We start from the raw sequence: 15968 nt of genomic DNA on the forward strand, positions 1-15968 counted from the left end.
AAGCGGGCGATGAGCATCGCCGCCCTCCTGATGGCCGCCGGCAGCGGCACGCGCTTCGGCGCCGCGCAGCCAAAGCAATACTTGCCCCTGCTGGGGCGCCCCGTCATCCGCCATGCCGCCGAGGCGCTGCTGGCGGAGGGGCTGGTCGACATCCTGCTGCCGGTCTGTGCCGCCGGGGAAGAGGCGCGGATCGCCGGGCTGCTCGACGGGCTGCCGGTGCTGCCGGCGGTGACGGGCGGGGCGACGCGGCAGGCGAGCGTCCGCGCCGGGCTGGAGGCGCTGGCCGAGCGGACGCCCGAAGTGGTGCTGGTGCATGATGCGGCGCGGCCGGTGGTGCCGCGGGGGACGATTGCCTCGATCCTTGAGGCCCTGAAGGGCGCACCGGGCGCGATCCCGGCCCAGCCTGTGGCGGATACGCTGAAGCGGGGCGACGGTGCGGCCATTGTGGAGACGGTGGCGCGAGCGGGGCTATACCGGGCGCAGACGCCTCAGGGTTTCCGCTTCGATGCCCTGCTGACCGCGCACCGGGCGGCCGGTGGCGAGGCGACGGATGATGCGCAGCTGCTGGAAATCGCGGGCGAGCGGGTGGTGCTGGTGTCGGGATCGGAGACGAATGTGAAGATCACCTTCCCCGAGGATCTGGAACGGGTGGCGGGCCAGGTGCAGGGGCGGCTGGTACCGCGGGTCGGCACCGGCTTCGACGTGCACCGGACCGAAGTGGGGCGAAGGATGGTGCTCTGCGGCGTGGTCGTGCCCTGCGAATTCGGGCTGGAGGGGCATTCTGACGCGGATGTCGGGATCCACGCGCTCTGCGATGCGATCTACGGGGCGCTGGCGGAAGGCGATATCGGGCGGTGGTTCCCGCCGTCCGAAATGCAGTGGAAGGATGCGGACAGCGCCCGCTTCCTCCGCCATGCCGCGGGACGGGTAGCGGCGAGGGGCGGCGTCATCGCCAATGTGGATGTGACCATCCTGTGCGAGCGGCCGAAGATCGGGCCGCACCGTGATGCGATGCAGGCAAGGCTGGCCGAGCTGCTGGGCGTCGATCCGGGAATCGTCGGCGTGAAGGCGACGACGACGGAGCGGCTGGGCTTCACCGGACGGGGCGAAGGCATTGCGGCGCAGGCGGCGGCGATGCTGCTGGTTCCGGGTTGAAGGCTTCAAACCGCACCAAGCGAATTTAATTCAGTGCGCGGATCGGGTGCAGACCGAAGCTTAAGCCGCTGATCTTTCCGTATTCGCCTTTCGGAAATTCAAGACTTTAGGGCTTCATGCCCGGCCTCCTGGCCGGGCATGGATCGGCGGGTGCTGAACGGGACATACGGCCGAAGGCAAGGGTCAGGCGACTTCCTGGCGCCCAGCCGCTTCCTCGGCGGCGGCGCGGAGTTCGACCACCTTGTCGGAGAGGGTGGACTCGGCGGTGAACTCCACGGCGCAGACGACCTGGGCAAGGTTCACCGTCGCCTCCACCGCGCCAGGGACCGGGGCGCCGAGATAGTGCTTCGACTGCCAGGCGACATCGGCGAGGCTCGGCACGCCGGCATGGTCGAGCAGCAGGTCGAGCAGGATGGTGCCGTCCTCGGCGATATGGGCGGCGCGGAGGCCGGCCACGCGCAGCACGTCGCCGGTCGTCAGCAGCAGGCCGAAATGGCCCTCCGTCGCGCCAAGCATGCGCTGGACGAACCAGGCGGGAAGCAGCTCGGCATCGGTGGCGGGGTCAGCGAGGCGGGTCCAGCGGGGCATAGGAGTTTCCTGTGAGGTCTGGGTCATAACGCCGCTGGGACGTGACTGTTCGCCGGGAGTGGGCTCTGGCAGGGCTCGAGGCGGTGATGGAGGCTGGGCAATGCGGGAATTGACCGAGGCCGGCGAGCGGCAGGTGGCAGCAATCGCGGCGCAGCATGGCGTCGGGCAGGAGGCGGCGCTGGTGTTGCTGCATGCGCTGGCGGCTGGCGGCGGGACCATGGCGCAGTTCAGCCATCCGGAGCTGGGCGGCATGGGACAGTGGTCGCAAGGCGGGATGGTGATGGTCGGCGACATGTTCAACCACGCGCTCAAGGCGCGGGTGGATGCGCTGTGCAGGGCGCTGGCCGCACTGCTGCGGGACGCGGAGCCGGTCTTCGTCGAGGCGGCGGCGCAGGCTGGGTCGGGTGGATCGTGGCCGGCGGAGCTGGGCAGCCCGACGGCGAGCGGGACGCAGAACGGGATGGGCTATGCGCTCTTTCCAGCGGCGCGGCGGCTGGCGGTGCGGCAGGACGGGCGGGTGCGGGTCTTCGATACCGGGGAGCATCGCATCGGCGGTGTCTCGCAGCAGCAGGGCTCGGGGCAGGTGCTGGTTTTCAGCGGCGATCGGGGGGAGGTCAGGCTGGAAGGGTTGCGGGAAGTGGGGGGCGAAGCCCATGCCCCGACCCCTGGCCCTGCTCCGGCGGCGCCGGCGGAGGCTCCGCCGGCCGCGCCGACGGGTACCGCGCCGGCTGAGACTGGGCCACATGGGGGCGATCCGATCCTGCTGATCCGGCGGCTGGCGGAGCTGCATCGGCAAGGGGTGCTGACCGAGGCGGAGTTCCAGACGAAAAAGACGGAGCTGCTGGCGCGGCTGTGAGGCTCAGCCGCCCGCCTGCTGCCTGACCCAGGCGAGGAAATCGGCGTCGCCCGCGGTGGCAGGGAGAGCGAGGATGGCGGGAAGGTCGTAGCTGTGGAGGGCGCGGATGCGGGCGCGCAGCGCCTCGAAGCGGCTGGCCGTCGTTTTCAGGACGAGGGCTGACTCGGGGTCCTCCCTTACCTCGCCTTCCCAGCGGTAGATCGCGACATGGCCAGGGAGGAGGTTGGCGCAGGCGGCCAGACGCTCCTCCACCAACGTCCGGCCGATGCGGCGGGCTTCCTCCGCATCGGCCGCGGTGACCCAGACCCAGAGGACGGGGTCGGCCGCTTCCATCCTCAGGCGCGTTCGAGGATGGAGACGTAGTTGGCGACGGCGGCGCCGCCCATGTTGAAGACGCCGCCGAGGTCGGCCTTCGGCAGTTGCAGGTCGCCGGCGGTGCCGGTGAGCTGCATTGCGGTCAGGACGTGCATGGAGACGCCCGTCGCGCCGATCGGGTGGCCCTTCGCCTTGAGGCCACCGGAACGGTTGACCGGCAGCTTGCCGTCGGCCGCCGTCCAGCCCTCGAGGATGGCGCGGGACCCCTGCCCTTCCGGCGTCAGGCCCATCGCCTCGTATTCCAGCAGCTCGGCGATGGTGAAGCAGTCATGCGTCTCGACGAAGGAGAGGTCCGTCGCGGCGCCGAGCCCGGCCTGGTCGAGCGCGCGGAACCAGGCCTCGCGCGGGCCCTCGAAGCGGATGATGTCGCGCGCGGCGATGGGCAGGTAGTCGTTCACCTGCACGGCGGCGCGGAAGCGGACGGATTTCTGCATCGCCTTCGCGGTCTCGCTGTCGGTGATGATCATGGCGGCGGCGCCGTCCGAGACGAGGCTGCAATCGGTGCGCTTCAGCGGCGGGGCGACGAAGGGGTTCTTCTCCGACTCCGCGCGGCAGAAGGCGTAGCCGAGGTCCTTGCGCATCTGCGCCCAGGGGTTGTCGACGCCATTCTTGTGATTCTTGGCGGCGATGGCGGCGAGCGCGTCTGACTGGTCGCCATGGCGCTGGAAATAGGCCTCGGCGATGCGGCCGAAGACGCCGGCGAAGCCGCCGCGGATGTCCTGCTCGGTCTTGCGATAGCTGGCGTTCAGCAGGATCTCGCCGACCTGGGGGCCGGGCGTCGCGGTCATCTTCTCCGCACCCAGGACGAGGGCGAAGCGGCCGCGCTTGGCCGCCAGGAAGTCGAGGGCGCCGTGGATGGCGGCGCTGCCGGTCGCGCAGGCGTTCTCGTACCGGGTGATGGGCTTGAAGCGCAGCTCAGGAATCGACTGGAGGACCAGCGAGCTGGGGAAGCCCTGGTTGGTGAAGCCCTCGCCGAAGACGCCGAGGAAGCCGGCATCGATCTCGGCCGGCGAGATGCCGGCATCCTCGATGGCGGCGCGGCCGACGCGGGCGAGCAGGCTCTCGATATCCGGCTCCTCCAGCTTGCCGAAGGGGGTATGGGCCCAGCCCACGATGCAGGCGTCCAGCGTCTCGGCCATGAAAGTGCTCCGTTCCTCTCCCCCAGGAAGATAGGCGCGGCTAGCATCCGGTGAAAGGCATGGAGGGACGGATGAGCTGGCAGCCGGAGCTGGAGGACCTCGCCCGGCGCGAGGCGATGGCGCGCGCGATGGGAGGGCCGGAGAAGGTCGCGCGGCAGCATGCCGGGGGTCGGCTCACGGTGCGGGAGCGGGTGGACCGGATGCTGGATGCCGGGAGCTTCCATGAAGTGGGGACGATCGCCGGCAAGGCCCGGTACGAGGCGGACGGGGAGCTGGCGGAGTTCACGCCGTCCAACTGCGTGATGGGGCGGGGCCGCGTGGACCGGCGGCCGGTGGTCGTCGTCGGCGACGACTTCACCGTGCGGGGCGGCAGCGCCGATGCGACGATCCGCGAGAAGCCGATCATGGCGGAGCGGATGGCGCGGGAGTTGCGGCTGCCGATCATCCGGATCATCGAGGGCTCGGGCGGCGGCGGCTCGGTCAAGACCATCGAGACCACCGGGCGGGCCAACCTGCCGGGCGGGATCGGCGGCGAGCAGATGTACCACCTCTCGGGCGACAACCTCTCGGTGGTGCCGGTGGTGGGCCTCGGGCTCGGCTCGGTCGCGGGGCTCGGGGCGGCGCGGCTGGCGGCGACGCATTTCTCGGTGATGACCAAGGCCTCCGCGATGTTCGTCGCCGGGCCGCCGGTGGTGAATGCGCTGGGGCCGAAGCAGTTCACCAAGCAGGAGCTGGGCGGCTGGGAGACGCAGACGCGGGCCGGCTCGGTGGATCATGCGGTCGATACGGAGGAGGAGGCCTTCGCGGCGGCGCGCCGGTTCCTCAGCTACCTGCCCAGCTCGGTGCATGAGCTGCCGGCGCGGGGCGAATGTGCGGATGATCCTGTGCGGGCCGAGGAAGGGTGGCTATCGGCGATCCCGCGGGAGATCAGGAAGGCCTACCGGATCAGGCCGCTGATCGAGGGGATACTCGACCGCGGCAGCGTCTTCGAGATGGGGCGGTATTTCGGGCGCTCCGTCGTCACCGCCCTCGCCCGGCTCAACGGGCTGCCGGTGGCGGTGATCGCGGGCGACCCGATGTTCTATGCCGGGTCTTGGACGGCGGATGCCTGCGCCAAGATCATCCGTTTCGTCGATCTCGCCGATACCTTCCACCTGCCGGTGGTCCACTTGATGGACTGCCCGGGCTTCATGATCGGTCTCGAGGCCGAGCAGCGCGGGACGATCCGCTGGGGCGTGCGCGCAATGGCGGCGATCAACCAAAGCCGGGTGCCCTGGTGCACGGTGATCCTGCGCAACGCCTTCGGCGTGGCGGGGGCGATCCACCAGCCGGCGGGGCGGTTCTCGATCCGCTATGCCTGGCCTTCGGCGCGCTGGGGGTCGCTGCCGCTGGAGGGCGGCATCGAGGCGGCCTACCGGGCGGATATCGAGGCGGCCGAGGATCCGCAGGCGGCGCTCGCCGGGATCGAGGCACGGCTGCAGAAGCTCCGGAGTCCGCTCCGGACGGCGGAGGCCTTCTGGGCGGAGGAGATCATCGATCCCCGCCAGACCAGGCGCCTGCTTTGCGAATTCGCCGATTACGCCGAGAAGCTGCGGGAGCCAGGGCGGATCGGGCGCGGCGTGCGGCCGTGACCTTCTCGCTGATCGGGCGCTGCGCGCGGACGGGGCAGATCGGGGCGGCGGTCACGACCTCCTCCATCGCCGTCGGCAGCCGGGTGCCCTTCTGCGCGGCGGGCGTCGGGGCGGTGCTGACGCAGCACCGGACCGACCCCGGGCTGGGACCACGGGGGCTCGACCTGCTGCGCTCGGGCTGCGGGGCGGAGGCAGTGGTAGCGGCGCTGGTGGCGTCGACGCCGCACCATGCCTGGCGGCAGATCGCGGTGATGGATGCCGCCGGGGGGACGGCGCATTTCGACGGGGCGAAGGTGAAGCCGGAGCGGGGTGCGGCGCATGCCAAGGGGGTGGTGGCAATCGGCAACATCCTCGCCTCCGACCGGGTGCCGGGCGCGATGGCCGCGGCTTTCCTCGCCGCGCCGGAGCTGCCGCTGGCGGAGCGGCTGCTGCGCGGGCTGGAGGCGGGCGAGGCGGCCGGCGGCGAGCATGGGGCGGTGAGTTCGGCGAGCCTCATGGTCGTCTGGCGGGAGGCTTTTCCCTATGTCGATCTGCGGGTGGACAAGGCGGAGGCGCCGTTGCCGGCGCTCAGGGCGCTCTGGGATGAGTATGCACCTCTGGCGGATGGTTTCCTCGCCCGGGCGCGGGAGCCGGAAGGCGCGCCGGTCATCTGACATTGAACCGAATGGGGCGCGGATCGTTGGGCCGTTGGTCATTCAAGGAGATCATCCGCATGAGTTGGTTCGGTCGAATTCTCGATAAGCTGAAGGGGCATGCCCAGGCGGCACCCGCATCGCAGGACGGTGCAGCGGCCGCGCCGGCCCAATCGCCAGGGCCGGCGGATGACGTTTCCGCCTCGGGCGGGGCAGCCAGCGCGGCGCCGATCGATGTGACGGGCATCCTCGACGGTTTGGCCTCGCAGCAGCGGCAGAAGCTCGACTGGCGGCATTCCATCGTCGACCTGATGAAGCTGCTGGAGCTGGACAGCAGCCTCGAGAACCGGAAGGAGCTCGCCAAGGAGCTCAACTACACCGGGGATACGGGTGACTCGGCGGCGATGAACATCTGGCTGCACAAGCAGGTCATGACGAAGCTCGCGGCGAATGGCGGCAAGGTGCCGGCCGAGCTGAAGGACTGAACCGGGTTCTGGACCCTTGCCGGGACTGGCGGCAGAGTGCCGCCAAGACCGGCAGGGGGACAGCCTGATGAAGACGCGCGCGGCGGTGGCCTGGGCGGCGGGAAAGCCGCTCAGCATAGAGACCATCGAGATCGAGGGACCGCGGGCGGGCGAGGTGCTCGTCGAGGTCAAGGCCACCGGGCTCTGCCACACCGACCAGTACACGCTGAGCGGGCGGGACCCGGAAGGGTTGTTCCCGGCCATCCTCGGCCATGAGGGGGCCGGGATCGTGCGGGAGGTGGGCGCCGGCGTCACCAGCCTGAAGCCGGGCGACCATGTGATCCCGCTCTACACGCCGGAATGCCGGCAGTGCAAAACCTGCCTGAGCCAGCGCAGCAACCTGTGCACCGCTATCCGCGCCACCCAGGGCAAGGGGCTGATGCCGGACGGGACGAGCCGCTTCTCGTGCGAGGGAACGCAGGTGATGCACTACATGGGGTGCAGCACCTTCGCGAACTTCACCGTGCTGCCGGAGATCGCGCTGGCGAAAATCCGGGAGGACGCGCCCTTCGACAAGATCTGTTATATCGGCTGCGGCGTGACCACCGGCGTCGGCGCCGTCATCAACACGGCGAAGGTCTGGCCGGGCGCGAATGTCGCGGTCTTCGGGCTGGGCGGCATCGGGCTGAACGTGCTGCAGGGCGCGAGGATGGTCGGCGCCGACAAGATCATCGGCGTCGACCTCAACCCGGCGCGGGAGGCGATGGCGCGCAAGTTCGGCATGACGCATTTCATCAACCCGAACGAGGTCGGCGCCGACAAGGTCGTGCAGGCGATCATCGACCTGACGGGGGGCGGCGCTGATTTCTCCTTCGAGTGCATCGGCAATACGAAGGTGATGCGGCAGGCGCTGGAATGCACGCATCGCGGCTGGGGCGAGAGCATCATCATCGGCGTCGCAGGCGCGGGCGAGGAGATCAGCACGCGGCCCTTCCAGCTCGTCACCGGGCGGAACTGGCGCGGCACGGCCTTCGGGGGCGCGCGGGGGCGGACGGATGTGCCGAGGATCGTCGACTGGTACATGGAGGGGAAGATCGACATCGACAGCCTCATCACCCACACCATGCCGCTCGACCAGATCAACCACGGCTTCGAGCTGATGGAGCGCGGGGAGAGCATCCGCAGCGTGGTCGTCTATTGATGCAGAGGCGCGCGCTGCTGGCGGGCGTCTTCGCCGCACCGGCCGTCGCGCGCGCCGAGGGCCCCTACCCCGACCGGCCGATCCGGCTGCTGATCCCCTGGCCGCCGGGCGGCACGAACGACATCGTCGGGCGGCTCGTCAGCGAGGGGATGGCGGCGCGGCTCGGGCAGCCGGTCGTCATCGAGAACCGCGGCGGGGCGGGCGGGATGCTCGGGGCGGAGGCGGTCGCCAAGGCGGCGGCGGATGGGTACACGCTGGTGCTGGGCGGGAGCGGGAGCCTCACCATCACCAGCCTCGTCCAGGCCCGGGTGCCCTATGACGTCGCCACCGCCTTCGCGCCGGTCGGGCTGATGGGGGTGGGGCCGAATGTCGTCACCGTGCATCCTTCGGTCGCGGCACGGAGCCTGCCCGCACTGCAGGCGGCGGCGCGGGCGGCGGCACAGCCGCTGTCCTATGCCTCTCCCGGCGTCGGCAGCACGGGGCATGCGGCGGGGGCGATGATCGCGCAGGTGCTGGACGTGCCGATGGACCACATCCCCTATCGCGGGACGGGGCCGGCGCTGAACGACCTGATCGCCGGGCGGGTGCACGTCTTCACCAATGCGCTGGCGCCCTTGCAGCCGCATATCCAGTCAGGGGCGGTACGGGCACTCGCCATTGCCGGACGGCAGCGGAGCAGCGCCATGCCGGAACTGCCGACGACAGGCGAGCAAGGCTTCCCGCAGATCGAGGCGGCGACCTGGTTCGGGCTGCTGGCGACGGGCGGGACGCCACCGGAGCGCGTCCTCAGGCTGCACGCGGCGCTGAACGCGGCGCTCGAGGATGCGGAGATCCGGCGGCGGCTGGTGGAAGGCGGGCTGGAGGTGCAGCCGAGCGCGAGCCCGGAGGAGTTCGCGCGGTTCTTTGCGGAGGACCGGGCAAGATGGGCGCCGGTGGTGCGGCGTGCGGGGATGCGGGTGGATTAGAGCCTGGTCGGCGGGAGGCTGGAACGGCCCGGGATCAGATGGACCCGTCTGGTCGGAGTGATCAGCCCGCCGGAGCAACGAGCCGGAGCGGGGCCCGTGAGCCGAAGCGAATCCACCCGCTCAGGCCTCGGCATGGCCGAAGTCGGAAGTTTCCCGGAGCGGCCCCGTGCGCGCACCTTGCCGCAGCCCGGCCTGGACGCGGTCGATCAGCTCGGTGCGCTTGTAGGGCTTTCCTAGAACCTCCAGCGCGATCGCCTGCGGCCCGTCGATCGACATCTCGTCGTTGTAGCCCGTGGTCAGGATGACCGGTGTGGCGGGGGCGCGGTTGCGCACCTGCTCGGCCAGCACCAGCCCGTTGGCACCGCCCGGCATCAGCACGTCGGAGAAGACGAGGTCGAAGGCATCGCCGGCGGCTGCCGCCTCGTCGAAGGCACGGATAGCATCCTCGGCGCTATGCGCGACGGCGACGCGGTAACCGGTCTCGGCCAGCGCCTCCCGCGCCATGTCGGCGATCTCGCGGCCGTCGTCCACGACGAGGATCAGCGGCACGCGGGCCGTCTCCTCGACGGCCCGGGGCTGGTAGCCGATCGGCCCGGCGCCGTCCGCCTCGTCCTCGGGAATGTGGCGGGGGAAGATCATCCGCACGGTGGTGCCGCGGCCGGGCTCGCTCTCGATCTCCAGCCGGCCGCCGGATTGCTGTACGAAGCCATGCACCATGGCGAGACCGAGGCCGGTGCCGTGCTGCGGCCCCTTGGTGGTGAAGAAGGGCTCCGTCGCTCGCGCCCGGACATGGGGCGGCATGCCCACGCCCTCGTCGCTGACGCAGAGCAGCACATAGTCGCCGGGCTCGAGGTGGCGCGCGGCGGCGTCGCAGTTGAGGTGGATGGCGCGGGTGGTGACGGTGATCGCGCCGCCGCCGGGCGAGGCGTCGCGGGCATTCACCACGACGTTGAGCAGGGCCATCTCCAGGTGGTTCACGTCGACCTTCACCATGGGCAGGCGCTGCTGCAGGCTGAGATGCAGCTCGGCCTTGTCGCCGACCGAGGTGCTGAGCAACTCCGAGAAGGAGTTCACTAGGTTGGTGAGGCTGACGCCCTTCGGCTCTAGCCGGGTGCGGCGGGCGAAAGCGAGGAGCTGGCGGGTCAGCTTGGTGCCGCGCTCGGTGGCGACCATGGCGGCCTCGTGGAAGCGCTGGAAGGTGCGGTCGTCGTGGCGCTTGGCCTTCAGCCGCTCCAGGCTGCCGTCGATGATGTGGAGCAGGTTGTTGAAGTCGTGCGCGAGGCCGGCGGTGAGCTGGCCGATGGCTTCCATCTTCTGCGCCTGGCGGAGCGACTGCTCGCTCTCCCGCCGCTTGGAGACGTCGAGCTGGGAGGCGAAGAAGAAGATCAGGTCCCCCTTCCGGTCGAAGACGGGGCCCATGAAGATTGCGTTCCAGAAGGGCGTGCCGTCGCGTCGGTAGTTGAGAATCTCAAGGGCGGTGGGGCGGCGCTCCTGGATCGCCTCGCGCAGCTGGCGGACGGAGGCGGGGTCGGTCCCGGCGCCCTGGAGGAAGCGGCAGTTGCGGCCGACGACCTCCTCTTCCTCGTAACCCGTGAGGTCGAGGAAGGCGTTGTTGGCGAAGGCAATGGGGCAGTCCTCCTGGCGGGGATCGGCCAGGATCATCGGCATGCGGGTCATCTCGACAGCGGCGAAGAAGACGCTGCCGCGCTCGTCGAGTGTGGTGTCGGAGATCTCGGCCTGACGCCAGTGATGGAGGCCGGGGCGGCCGAGCGGCTCCAGCGCGCCCTGATCCATCGCCGCATCCGCGGGGATGCCGGTGGCCGTCTTGGTCGCATCAGTCAATCGCGGTCTCCAACGGCCGGGCTCAGCCTCGGGAGGCCGGAGCGGTATGCAGATGGGGCTGGCGGAACATTTGCCCAGATGAACTTTCATGCATCGGAGGGTTGATGCTGGAAAGCGGATTTTCGCCTGCTACGCCAAGGGCATCACGATCTTTCAAACCACAGAAGGAACGTATACGTTACACTCTCTCGCGAGATGCGGAATGGCCCCTGGCTGGTCCCGTTGCGCGGGGCGACCTATGCTGCCCCTACAAAACAAAAACGGGGAAGCGTTGCCGTGGATCGTCGTACCCTCCTGCTCGCCGGCGCTGGGCTTGCCGCGCCGCGCCTCGGCCTCTCCCAAGGTCAGGGTCCCTACCCTTCACGCCCGGTGCGGCTGATCGTGCCCTGGCCGCCGGGCCAGGCGACGGACCTGATGGCGCGGGTCGCGGCGCAGCAGATCTCGACGCAATGGGGTCAGCCTGTCGTTCCGGACAACAAGGCGGGTGCCGCGGGGATGATCGGGACGGATGCGGTCGCCAAGGCGGCGCCGGATGGCTACACAATCCTCGCCGCCTCGACCGGCCCGATCACCACTGCGCCGCTGGTGCAGCGGACGCCCTATGATCCGGAGAAGGATTTCGCACCGGTCGCGATGATCGGCATCTCGCCCTACCTGCTGACGGTGACGAACAACTTCCCGGCGAAGGACACGGCGGAATTCATTCGCGTGGTGAAGGCCAATCCGGGGAAATTCACCTATGCTTCCTCCGGCACCGGGGCGGCGGCGCATCTCATCACCCTGATGTTCCTGAGCAGGACGGGGCTGACGGATACGGTGCATGTGCCCTTCCAGGGCAGCGGGCCGGCGCTGACCTCGGTGGTGGCCGGACAGGTGGATTTCGCCATCGACACGCTGGCGGCGACGGGGCCACTGGTGAAGCAGGGGGCGCTGCGCGCGCTCGGCATCACCCTCGGGGCCGGCAGCCCGCTGGCGCCGGGCATCGCGCCGCTCGGCAGCGTGCCGGAGGCGTCGGGCTTCGATGTCGGGGCCTTCGGCGGCTACATGATGCCGGCGGGAACGCCGCCGGAGATCGTGGCGAAGCTGGCCGAGGAGACCGGGCGGGCGATGGCAACGGATGAAGTGCGCTCGCGCCTCGCCGCCATCGGCTTCCAGCCGGAGCCGCGGGGCACGGCGGAATTCAGCGCCTTCCTCAAAACGCACCGGGAGCAGTTCCGCCAGGTCATTGAGGCGAACCGCATCCGCGTGGAATAACCCGGGTGGCACGGTGCGTGCTTTGGCAACGGCGGACAGCCGGAGCCAGGACATGCCCCCTTCCCTTGCCATCGGGCGCCGCCCGCTTGCCGCCCTCGGTTTTGCCGGGCTGATCGGCGCCGGGCCGGCGCGGGCGGCGGAGAAGGTGGTGCGGGTGGCGATGACCGCCGGCGACATCCCGAAGACGCATGGCCAGCCGGACCAGGCCTTCGAGGGCGTGCGCGTCGCCGGCCTCACCCTCTACGACGCGCTGACCGCCTGGGACTACGAGACGGGGACCCGCATCGCCCCGGCGCTGGCGACGGAGTGGGCGGTCGACCCGGCCGACAGGACGAAATGGGTATTCCGGCTGCGGCCGGGCGTGCGCTTTCATGACGGCTCGGCCTTCGATGCCGAGGCGGTGGTCTGGAACCTGCGCAAGGTGCTCGACAAGGAGGCGCCGCATTTCGATGCGGGCCAGGTGGGCTTCACTCTCTCGCGCATGCCGACGCTGCGCGGGGCGCGGGTTGTCGATGCGCTGACCGTCGAGCTGGCGACAGCGGAGCCCGATGCTTTCCTGCCGCTCAACATCGCCAACCTCTTCATCGCCTCCCCGGCCCATTGGGCGGCGAAGCTGGCGGCGGTGCCGGCGGAGGTGAGCGACCCGGCGCAGCGGGCGATGCGGGCCTGGGAGGCTTTCGCGCTCGATCCGTCGGGGACGGGCGCCTTCCGGCTGGCGCGGCTGGTGCCGCGGCAGCGCCTGGAACTGATGCGCAACCCGGCCTACTGGGACCAGGCGCGGGTGCCGAAGCTCGACCGGTTGGTCTTCCTGCCCGTGCCGGATACCAGCGCGCGAACGGCCGCCCTGCTTTCCGGCCAGGTGGATTGGATCGAGGCGCCGCCGCCGGATGCGGCGCCCTCGATCCGGGCGCGGGGCTTCCAAATCGTCACCAGCGCGATGGCGCATGTCTGGCCCTGGCAGCTCTCGATGCTGGAAGGCTCGCCCTGGCGCGACCGGCGGGTGCGGCAGGCGGCCAACCTCGCCATAGACCGCGAGGAGCTGGTGCTGCTGAACGGTGGGCTGGCGGAGCCGGCCTTCGGCCAGATGCGGCGGGGACATCCCTGGTTCGGCGAGCCGGACTTCGTGCTGCGGCACGACCTCGCCGAGGCGCGGCGGCTGATGGCGGAGGCGGGCTATTCGGCGCAGCGGCCGGCCCAGGTGAAGGTGCTGATCACCCCGGTCGGCTCGGGGCAGATGCAATCCCTCGCCATGAACGAGGCGATCCAGGCGGCGCTGGCGCGGACCTTCTTCGAGGTGCGGTTCGAGGTGCTGGAATGGGGCACGCTCTTCGCCAACTGGCGGGAGGGGCCGAAGGCGCCGGTCGCACGCGGGGCGACGGCGACGAATGTCTCGATCGCCACGATCGATCCCTTCTTCGCGGTGGCGCGATTCGCCGATTCGCGGATGGTGCCGCCGGTCTCGAATAATTGGGGCTTCGTCCGCGACCCGGAACTCGACCGGCTGACGGCGGCGGCGCGCACAAGCTTCGACGCGGCGGAGCGCGACGCGGCGCTGGCCCGGCTGCATGCGAGGCTGGTGGAGGAGGCCTGCTTCGTGTGGTTCGTGCATGACGTGTCGCCGCGGGCGATCAGCGCACGGATCAGCGGCTATGCGGCGCCGAACGGCTTCTATGTCGATTGGCCGCGGCTCGATATCGCTCCCGGATGAGAGCCGGCGCATGCTGCCGGTCGGATTGAGGGAGCGGGCCGCATGCTGGAACTGGTCGGGTATCTGGATCGCTTCTCGGCGCGGCCGGGCGGAATGCTGGGGGTGAAGGTCTCGGCGGCGATGCCCTATCGCGCCGATCTCGTGCGCATCCGGCATGCCGACCCGAACCCGGCGGGGCCGGGGATGAAGCTGATCCCGGTGCCGGCGGCGTGGGCGGGCGAGTATCCGGCACGGATGCAGGCGGTGGCGCTCGGCTCGCATGGGGTGGTCGAGGGGGAGCTGGGACTCGGGCGGGAGTTTACCCTGCTGCTGCGGCTGCAGCCCTGGCTGCCGGGCGGGGTGCCCGTCGCAGTCGAGGTCGGCGGGCATGTGCTGCGACTGGCGCTCGGCGCCGAGGGGCTGCGGGCGGAGGCGGATGGGGTTGGCTGCGCGGTGCCGCCGCCCCTGCCCCGCCGCTGGTACGAGGTTTCGGTGCGGGTCGGCGGTGGACGGCTGCGGCTGGAGCAGCGGGCCCTCCTGCCCATTGCCGGGCGCGGGGACGAAGGCGTGGCGGAGGTGGCGCTCGCCGAAGCCGAGTGGTCGGGGGCGGCGCGCATCGCCTTCGGCCATGGCTATGACGGGCGGGTGGAGGACCCGGTGCTGCTGGACGGCATGGCGCCCGCAGAGCTGGGGAGGCCGGAGGGCTTGCTCGCCGAAGGGCGGGTGCGGGCCTGGTGGGACTTTTCGCGCGACATGGAAGCTGAGGCGATCAAGGATCGCGGGCCGGGCGGGCTGCATGGGCGGCTGGTCAACCTGCCTTCGCGGGCGATGCGCGGAAGCCGGTGGAGCGGCGCCGAGCATTGCTGGCGGCATGCCCCGCGGGAGTATGCGGCGATCCATTTCCATACCGACGACCTGGCGGATTGCGGCTGGGAGACGGCCTTCGAGATCCGCATCCCGGAGGGGTTGGCGAGCGGGGTCTATGGCGTGCGGCTGCGGGCGGAGGGAGCCGAGGATGTCATCCCATTCTACGTGCTGCCGCCGCGGGGCGGGGCGCGGGAGCGGATCGTCTTCCTCGCCAGCACCTTCACCTACCAGGCCTATGCCAATCATGCGCGGGGCAACCTGGACGACGCCTTCCGTGCGCGGATCGCGGAGTGGGGCGCCTATCCGCACAATCCGGACGAGCATCACGACTTCGGCCACAGCACCTATAACCGGCATCCGGACGGAAGCGGCATCGGGATCACGACGCGACTTCGGCCGATCCTCACGATGCGGCCGGGCTTCCTCACCTTCGACGATCCGCGCGGCTCGGGGCTCAGGCATTTTCCTGCCGACAGCCACATCACCGACTGGCTGGAGGAGCGGGGGTTCGGCTTCGATGTGGTCACCGACGAGGACCTGGACGAGGAAGGCGTCGGGTTGCTGGCGCCCTACGAGGCGGTGGTGACGGGGAGCCACCCGGAATACCACACCCAGGGGACGCTCGATGCCTTGCAGGCTTATGTCGAGGGCGGGGGGCGGCTCGCCTATCTCGGCGGCAATGGCTTCTACTGGAAGGTGGCGCGGCGCGGGCCGGTGCTGGAGCTGCGGCGGGCGGAGGGCGGCATCCGCGCCTGGGCGGCGGAGCCGGGGGAGTATTTCCACCAGTTCGACGGGACGCTCGGCGGACTGTGGCGGCGGAACGGGCGGCCGCCGCAGATGCTGTGCGGGGTCGGATTCTCGGGCCAGGGGGCCTTCGAGGGGGCCTGGTACCGGCGGCTTGCGGTGCCGGAGCGGCTCGCCTGGGTGTTCGACGGGGTGGAGGAAGAGGTGCTCGGGGATTTCGGGCTCTCGGGTGGCGGGGCGGCGGGGTTCGAGCTGGACCGGGCCGATCCGCTGCTGGGAACGCCGCCGGGAACCGTCATCCTCGCCCGGTCGGAGGGACACCAGCCGCATTTCGTCACCGTGCCGGAGGAACTGCTGGGGCGGATCACCACCGTCAATGGCGAGCCGGCGCCGCGGCTGGTACGGGCGGAGATCGTGTACGGCGAGACGGCGGGGGGTGGGGCCTTCTTCTCGACGGGCTCCATCACCTTCGGCGGGAGCCTCTCGCACAACGGCTACGCGAACCCGATCTCCCGCATGCTCGAGAATGTATTGCGCCGGTTCGGCGCGTGATGGACTGGACCTTGAC

Annotated in this window: 14 protein-coding genes; 10 read left to right on the top strand and 4 right to left on the bottom strand. The window is 70.4% G+C overall.

The window, feature by feature from the left end; all coding sequences use genetic code 11:
- Window positions 1-9: 9 nt before the first annotated feature.
- Window positions 10-1155 carry a bifunctional 2-C-methyl-D-erythritol 4-phosphate cytidylyltransferase/2-C-methyl-D-erythritol 2,4-cyclodiphosphate synthase gene (locus LH62_RS21215; protein ID WP_043364040.1) on the top strand — a complete coding sequence of 382 codons (1146 nt, stop codon included), beginning with the start codon at window positions 10-12 and terminating at the stop codon, window positions 1153-1155.
- A 183-nt stretch (window positions 1156-1338) separates the two neighbouring features.
- On the opposite strand, the gene LH62_RS21220 is transcribed toward LH62_RS21215, so the two are convergent.
- Window positions 1339-1743: a hypothetical protein gene (locus tag LH62_RS21220; RefSeq protein WP_043364042.1), complete on the bottom strand. Its 405-nt coding sequence runs from the start codon at window positions 1741-1743 to the stop codon at window positions 1339-1341.
- Between the two features lie 100 nt (window positions 1744-1843).
- Here LH62_RS21220 and LH62_RS21225 point away from each other — a divergent pair, with 100 nt between their 5' ends.
- A complete protein-coding gene (locus LH62_RS21225; RefSeq protein WP_043364045.1) occupies window positions 1844-2599 on the top strand; it encodes an SHOCT domain-containing protein in 756 nt (251 codons plus the stop codon).
- A gap of 3 nt (window positions 2600-2602) precedes the next feature.
- Here the strand turns inward: LH62_RS21225 and cutA are convergent, their stop codons facing one another.
- Together cutA and LH62_RS21235 are read right to left on the bottom strand one after the other, a co-directional pair.
- Complete coding sequence (cutA, locus tag LH62_RS21230; RefSeq protein WP_043364047.1) at window positions 2603-2932, bottom strand: divalent-cation tolerance protein CutA; 330 nt, start codon at window positions 2930-2932, stop codon at window positions 2603-2605.
- Window positions 2933-2934: 2 nt separating this feature from the next.
- Window positions 2935-4113, bottom strand: a complete 1179-nt coding sequence (locus LH62_RS21235) for an acetyl-CoA acetyltransferase (RefSeq protein WP_144404592.1) — start codon at window positions 4111-4113, stop codon at window positions 2935-2937.
- Window positions 4114-4184: 71 nt separating this feature from the next.
- Between LH62_RS21235 and LH62_RS21240 the strand changes: the two genes are divergently transcribed.
- The 5 genes from LH62_RS21240 to LH62_RS21260 all read left to right on the top strand — a co-directional run bounded on the left by LH62_RS21240 (window position 4185) and on the right by LH62_RS21260 (window position 9006).
- Window positions 4185-5744 (top strand): acyl-CoA carboxylase subunit beta, encoded by a 1560-nt coding sequence (locus LH62_RS21240; RefSeq protein ID WP_043364050.1) that lies wholly within the window; start codon window positions 4185-4187, stop codon window positions 5742-5744.
- On the top strand, window positions 5741-6397 hold the full coding sequence (locus tag LH62_RS21245; protein WP_043364052.1) for a DUF1028 domain-containing protein: 657 nt from the start codon (window positions 5741-5743) through the stop codon (window positions 6395-6397). The genes LH62_RS21240 and LH62_RS21245 overlap by 4 nt, the downstream gene beginning before the upstream one ends.
- 59 nt (window positions 6398-6456) lie before the next feature.
- Window positions 6457-6861: a DUF3597 domain-containing protein gene (locus LH62_RS21250; protein ID WP_043364054.1), complete on the top strand. Its 405-nt coding sequence runs from the start codon at window positions 6457-6459 to the stop codon at window positions 6859-6861.
- A gap of 67 nt (window positions 6862-6928) precedes the next feature.
- Window positions 6929-8041, top strand: a complete 1113-nt coding sequence (locus tag LH62_RS21255; protein ID WP_043364056.1) for an S-(hydroxymethyl)glutathione dehydrogenase/class III alcohol dehydrogenase — start codon at window positions 6929-6931, stop codon at window positions 8039-8041.
- The gene (locus tag LH62_RS21260; protein WP_043364058.1) at window positions 8041-9006 is read left to right on the top strand and encodes a tripartite tricarboxylate transporter substrate binding protein; all 966 of its coding nucleotides are present in this window, start codon (window positions 8041-8043) and stop codon (window positions 9004-9006) included. Before LH62_RS21255 ends, LH62_RS21260 begins: the two co-directional genes overlap by 1 nt.
- Window positions 9007-9126: 120 nt before the next feature.
- On the opposite strand, the gene LH62_RS21265 is transcribed toward LH62_RS21260, so the two are convergent.
- On the bottom strand, window positions 9127-10848 hold the full coding sequence (locus tag LH62_RS21265) for an ATP-binding protein (protein WP_236552599.1): 1722 nt from the start codon (window positions 10846-10848) through the stop codon (window positions 9127-9129).
- Between the two features lie 276 nt (window positions 10849-11124).
- Between LH62_RS21265 and LH62_RS21270 the strand changes: the two genes are divergently transcribed.
- From LH62_RS21270 to LH62_RS21280, 3 genes are read left to right on the top strand one after another with little or no spacing between them, the layout of a single operon-like run.
- The gene (locus LH62_RS21270) at window positions 11125-12102 is read left to right on the top strand and encodes a tripartite tricarboxylate transporter substrate binding protein (protein WP_043364059.1); all 978 of its coding nucleotides are present in this window, start codon (window positions 11125-11127) and stop codon (window positions 12100-12102) included.
- Between the two features lie 52 nt (window positions 12103-12154).
- The gene (locus LH62_RS21275) at window positions 12155-13810 is read left to right on the top strand and encodes an ABC transporter substrate-binding protein (protein WP_052214766.1); all 1656 of its coding nucleotides are present in this window, start codon (window positions 12155-12157) and stop codon (window positions 13808-13810) included.
- A gap of 42 nt (window positions 13811-13852) precedes the next feature.
- Entirely contained in the window at window positions 13853-15952 is a 2100-nt protein-coding gene (locus tag LH62_RS21280; RefSeq protein WP_043364061.1) for a N,N-dimethylformamidase beta subunit family domain-containing protein, read from the top strand.
- The last annotated feature ends 16 nt before the right edge of the window (window positions 15953-15968 follow it).

The organism is Belnapia sp. F-4-1 (genome assembly GCF_000802185.1).
In the GTDB taxonomy this organism is placed as follows: domain Bacteria; phylum Pseudomonadota; class Alphaproteobacteria; order Acetobacterales; family Acetobacteraceae; genus Belnapia.